Origin of the sequence: Accumulibacter sp. (genome assembly GCF_029255285.1) — a bacterium.
Taxonomy (GTDB): domain Bacteria; phylum Pseudomonadota; class Gammaproteobacteria; order Burkholderiales; family Rhodocyclaceae; genus Accumulibacter.
The window spans coordinates 1-5,804 of record NZ_JAPUVI010000018.1 but is presented as its reverse complement, the minus strand read 5'-3'; the positions used below and the strand labels follow the sequence as shown (position 1 = coordinate 5,804).

The 5,804-nt window shown below is 55.2% G+C and carries 3 protein-coding genes and 2 pseudogenes; all 5 read left to right on the top strand.

Going from position 1 to position 5,804, the window contains the following annotated elements; all coding sequences use genetic code 11:
• A pseudogene (locus Q1M07_RS01110) lies at window positions 1-570 on the top strand (hypothetical protein); the annotation flags it as partial.
• Window positions 567-1,853: a DUF2130 domain-containing protein gene (locus tag Q1M07_RS01105; protein WP_300449432.1), complete on the top strand. Its 1,287-nt coding sequence runs from the start codon at window positions 567-569 to the stop codon at window positions 1,851-1,853. The pseudogene Q1M07_RS01110 and the gene Q1M07_RS01105, both read left to right, overlap by 4 nt.
• A 3-nt stretch (window positions 1,854-1,856) precedes the next feature.
• Entirely contained in the window at window positions 1,857-2,897 is a 1,041-nt protein-coding gene (locus Q1M07_RS01100; RefSeq protein WP_300449429.1) for an SIR2 family protein, read from the top strand.
• A complete protein-coding gene (locus Q1M07_RS01095) occupies window positions 2,897-4,663 on the top strand; it encodes an ATP-binding protein (protein WP_300449426.1) in 1,767 nt (588 codons plus the stop codon). The genes Q1M07_RS01100 and Q1M07_RS01095 overlap by 1 nt, the downstream gene beginning before the upstream one ends.
• A 107-nt stretch (window positions 4,664-4,770) precedes the next feature.
• A pseudogene (locus tag Q1M07_RS01090) lies at window positions 4,771-5,677 on the top strand (IS3 family transposase); the annotation flags it as partial.
• Window positions 5,678-5,804 lie beyond the last annotated feature (127 nt).

Genomic DNA, 5,804 nt, shown 5'->3' with positions numbered 1-5,804 from the left:
GCAGGCGGAAACGTCTTCGATGCCGACGTAACCGACCGCCTGCTAGGCATGCCCGGCCATACCGTTCCGCTGCCGCGTGTCGACAGTTCTCCCGTTCAGCCATCCCTTTCGGACGACCTTGCCCCAGCGCAGCAGAACATGCTCGATTTCGCCGCCGCCAATGTGCCGATTCCGCAAGCGCTACAACAACAGATCGACCAGCAGAAGGCTTTAGTGATTACCGACCTTGAGTCGCGCAATCTGACGTTCTTCTCGCAGGAAACCGAAAAGCTCGATGCGTGGGCCGATGACCTGAAGGTTGGCCTTGAGCGTGAGATCAAAGACCTTGACCGGCAAATCAAGGAAGCTCGCACCAAGAGCAAGGGCGCGGCAACGCTGGCCGACAAGCTGAACGCCCAGAGGGAACAGCGCGATCTTGAGGGGCAGCGAGACAAGAAGCGGCGCGAGTTGTTCAACCGGCAAGATGAAATACAGGCAAGGCGTGACCAACTGATTGACGAGCTTGAAAGTCAGCTGGACCAGAAGCTATCGCAGCGAACCCTGTTCAGCTGTGAATGGGAGGTGGCATGACAGAACCGACAATCATTTGCCCGAACTGCAAGACCGAAATCCGGCTGACCGAATCACTGGCGGCTCCGCTGATTGCGGCAACCAGAAAGCAGTTCGAGCAGCAGCTATCGCAGAAGGACGAAGAGATCGCCAAGCGCGAGCAAGGCATCCGCGACAAGGAAAAGCAGGTCGCCGAAGCCAAGCGCAATCTTGAGTCACAGGTAGCCGATCAGGTCGCAGCCCAACTCAAAGCCGAACGTTCCCGTGTCATCGAGGAAGAATCCAGGAAAGCCAAGCAAGCGGCAGCCAATGAGTTGGACAACAAAGCACGGGAACTGGCCGAGCTTCAGGAAGTGCTCAAGGTCCGCGATGCCAAGCTCGCCGACGCCCAACAGGCACAGGCCGAACTCATCAAGAAGCAGCGTGAACTCGACGATGCCAAGCGCGAACTGGAACTGACCGTCGAAAAGCGCGTGCAGGAAGGACTCGGCGATGTCCGCGAAAAGGCGAAGCGCGAAGCCGAAGAAGGCCTGAAGCTGAAGGTGATGGAAAAGGATCAGACCATCGCCTCGATGCAGCAAAAAATCGAAGAACTCAAGCAGAAGGCTGAACAAGGTTCCCAGCAGCTACAGGGCGAAGTTCAGGAACTGGAGCTTGAAAGCCTACTGCGTGCCAAGTTCCCGTTTGATTCCATCGAGCCTGTCCCCAAGGGCGAATTCGGCGGCGATGTCCTGCAACGCGTGGTCAGCCAGAGCGGCCAGCCGAGTGGCACGATCCTTTGGGAATCCAAACGCACCAAGAACTGGAGTGACGGCTGGCTCACCAAGCTGCGCGAAGATCAGCGCACTGCCAAGGCGGAAATCTCCGTCATCGTCAGCCACGTGCTGCCGAAAGGGGTTGAGTCCTTCGACGTGGTCGATGGTGTGTGGGTTGCCAGTCCCCGGGCCGCGATTCCGGTGGCAACGGTACTGCGCCACACCTTGCTACAGGTCAGCATGGCGCGACAGGTTTCGGAAGGGCAGCAAACCAAGACGGAAATGATTTACCAGTACCTGACCGGGCCACGATTCAGACATCGCGTCGAGGCCATCGTCGAAGCCTTCTCGACCATGCAGGAAGATCTCGACAAGGAACGCAAGGCGATCATGAAGCAGTGGGCCAAGCGCGAGGAGCAAATCGAGCGCGTGATGGGGGCGACTGTCGGCATGTATGGCGATCTGCAAGGTATCGCTGGCAAGTCGTTACAGGAGATAGACGGGCTGGAATTTCCTGCCCTCGCTGCGTCAAACTCGCTGGAGAGCTAATTCGTGGCGCTTGAACTTTCAGAAGTAAAGCGCCAGCTTCAAGACCATCTTCAAGAAGGTCTTTTACTTGTGGTTGGAACCGGCTTGTCCATAGCCGAGGGAATACCCGGCATGTGGCCTCTCGGTGAGCACTTGAAGAAGGTAATTCCGCCTCAATTGGCTTCGGCGCCTGATCCGGCTTGGGATGATGTTGTCAAAGCATTGGATGCTGGTGACCATCTTGAAGCGGCAATGGGGAAAACGAACCTCAAGTCCACAACAGTCGACGCGATTGTTGAAGCGACAGCACAACTGATTCTTGAAAAGGAACTGGAGGTTTTTGCGCAGGTCATTTCTGGCGCTAAAACACTTCCGTTCACGACGTTCGTTAAGCACCTATTCAAGGGCGGGAAAAAATTCCATCTCATCACGCCCAACTATGACCGGTTGGTCGAGTTGGCTACGGAGGCAGCAGGGATCGGTGTCGACACACGGTTCGCGGGGAATCTATTTGGGCATTCCGACCCGAAGCGTTCGGCAGACGCGCATCGAGAGTCGTACATGGCAGGGAAAAATGCCGCTTTTCGTCCCATGGCGAACCTATGCGTCTATAAACCACACGGCAGTCTTGATTGGTTTGATGTGGGCGGGAAAGTTGTTAGGTGCCCGATAAACACAGGCAAGACGCCAATTATCATTACTCCGGGAGCAAGCAAGTACCGAGAAAGTTTCCGCTGGGCGTTCGACGATCAGCGTACTTCAGGTAATCGCGGCGTTGCCAACTCGACGCGTCTGATGTTCATGGGATACGGGTTCAACGACGATCACTTGGAGCAGCACCTCTGTCCTGATCTGAAGCTGACAAAACCCTCTGTCATTATGACTCGGACCCTTTCTGACAATGCTCGGAAGGCAATTGCCAATAGTGGCGGGGTTCAAGTCATTGCGTTGAGCGCAGTTTCTGAGTCTGATCTTCGTACACGTGTCACGACATCTTCCGGAGACGAGATCATCGTTGATGAGCAGCTTTGGCACTTAGATGGATTCAATAAAGGAGTGATCTGATGGCTTCTGCCGTAATGTCTTTTGATGGGCAAAGCCCAATTGGTCGGGTGATGTCAGTTGATACCATGCGGGTATTCATTCACATTGACGACCACGAATTGCTGAAAAAAGTGATGGTTGGCAATCTGGTTGCAATTCAAGGCGCAACGGGCCATCAATTCCTGATTTCAATTGTCGAGAGAATTACGCGATTGCCATCAGATTCAATCGCTACGAGCGAAGCTCTAGACGATGAGACGGCGCCAACGCCAGAGGACATGCAGGACACCATCCGGGCAGTCTTGGTCGGGACATACCGGGTAAAGGATGGCGGCTCAGGCCCGTCATTCAAGCGTGGAGCAGACTCATGTCCGCAAATTGACCAGCCCTCGCACTTGATCCAAGGATCGAATCTAACGGCATTTATGGGAGTTCTATCTCAGGACGTTCCAGCCGAAAAGGCACTCCGGTTAGGGCATTTTGCCATTGACCCAACGGCGGAAGCAGTAGCCGATGGGGACCGGTTTTTTCAACGCCATGCTGCCATTCTTGGCAGCACTGGTAGCGGCAAAAGTTACACGGTGGCGGCTTTACTCGAACGCGCAAACACCCTGAGCTATCCGAACATTGTGCTCCTTGATATGCATGGAGAGTATGCATCGTTGGCAAAGAGCGAAACAAACGGGTACGCCGAGTATTTGAAAATCGCGGGGCCAGGTGATCTCGCCGACCCAAAGCCGTACAGTTTGTTCTTACCTCATTGGCTGCTCAATCGGGAAGAAATGCTCTCGATGTTGCTTGATCGAAGCGACGACAATGCGCCGAATCAGGCGATGCGATTTACCAACGTTGTCTTTGAGCAGAAGCGGAAAGTCCTTGAAGCGTTCAAGCTAACGGATGTCCTTGCATCGTTTACGGTCGATTCGCCAGTTCCCTACGATCTAAAAGCGGTCAAGGCAAGCTTGCAGAGCGACGATCAAGAGATGGTTCCCGGATCTTCTGGAAGAGACAAGCAAGGGCCGTGGTACGGGAAACTGACGAGATTTATTAGTCGTCTTGAGGCGAAGATTGCGGACAGGCGATATGGATTTCTTTTTCAGCCCCCTGCTGCCACTGAATCATATGAATGGTTACAGAATTTTGCCGAGTCCTTTCTGTCAACAAAAAGCGGAGCGCGATCTGGCATTAAGGTTGTCGATTTCTCGGAGGTTCCGTCAGATGTACTGCCAACGGTGGTTAGCGTCCTGGCTAGGGTGCTTTACGACGTTCAGTTTTGGATGCAAGCGGAGTCACGCACCCCGGTTTGTCTAGTGTGCGACGAGGCACACTTGTACTTGCCTGTTCGATCTGATGCAGATGCTGCCGCGAAACGTGCGCTCGACACGTTTGAGCGCATCGCGAAAGAAGGCCGCAAGTACGGGTTTGCGTTGTTAGTGGTAAGCCAACGTCCCTCGGATGTCAGCAAGACCATTCTCAGTCAGTGCAATAACTTCATTGCATTGAGGCTGACAAATGAACAGGATCAGTCGGCGGTGAAGTCGGTGATGCCAGACAGCATGGCGGGTATTGCAGATGTTTTGCCGCTCTTGGACATTGGCGAGGCAATCGTTCTTGGGGATTCGATACTCTTGCCGTCACGCATCAAGCTGGACAAGCCAAAGGCGACGCCATTGAGTCTTACCAAGAATTTCTGGCGTGAGTGGGGTGAAAAAGCATCCGACTCAGATGCGATCAGGACTGCTGTAGAAAGTCTAAGACGGCAAAGCAAAGGTGGCGACAAGAAATAATGGCTGCATTTGGAGTAACGGCTTTACCGTGATCTTGAAACATTATAGTGGTCCCAAGGTTTGAGACAGTAGTTTAAGCTAGGCGCTGCCATAACGAGCGAGAAGCGATGAGCGAAGTGAAGGCGCGGAAGGTGCACACCCCGGAGTTCAAGGCGAAGGTGGGTCTGGAGGCATTGCGAGGGGTGAAGACGATCAACGAGATTGGCCAGGAACACGGGGTGCATCCGGTCCAGGTTGGGCAATGGAAGAAGGCGATCCAGGAGCAAGCCAGGACCTTGTTTGAGGGCAAGCGTGGTCCCAAGCCGGTCGCCGCGCATCGGGAGCCGGAGTTGCTGTACAGCGAGATCGGCAAGTTGAAGGTGGAACTGGAGTGGCTCAAAAAAAGTCTGGGATCAGCCTGTCGTGATGCGAAGAACCTGGATCGAGCCTGGAAAGTCGTTGGCAGTCGTCCGGCAATGCGTCCTGGCCGGGGTGTCGCGTGCGACGATCTACGCTCAGCAAGAGCCTTCGGTGCTCGACGAAAGCGAGTTACTACACCAGCGCCTGATTGATGAGGAGTACACCCGGCATCCGTTCTACGGCAGCCGGAGGATGGTGGTCTTCCTTGGGAAAGCGGGTCACACAGTCAATCGCAAGCGGGTGCAACGGTTGATGCGGCTGATGGGGCTGGCCGGCATGGCGCCGGGCCCGAACACCAGCCGGCGTCACCCAGCGCACAAGGTCTATCCGTACCTGTTGCGCGGGGTTGCCGTGGTCAGGCCGAATCAGGTGTGGAGTACGGACATCACGTACATCCGCCTGCCGCGTGGCTTCGCCTACCTGGTGGCGGTGATCGACTGGTACAGCCGCAAGGTGCTCAGTTGGCGGATCAGCAATAGCATGGAAGCGGTGTTCTGTATCGATTGCCTGGAGGAGGCCTTGCGCACCCATGGCAAGCCGGAAATCTTCAACAGCGATCAAGGCTCGCAGTTCACCAGTGAAGCGTTCACCGACGTTCTAACCCGGGAAGGTGTGGTCAGGACCGTAGTGGCCTTCAGGGTTGAACCATTGTCACCGTGCAACACCGGTTTGGACGCCAGGGAATGGGTTCCCTCGGCCAGAGCGGTGCGCTTGACCAAGTGGGCCGCGTGGTCGGCATCGT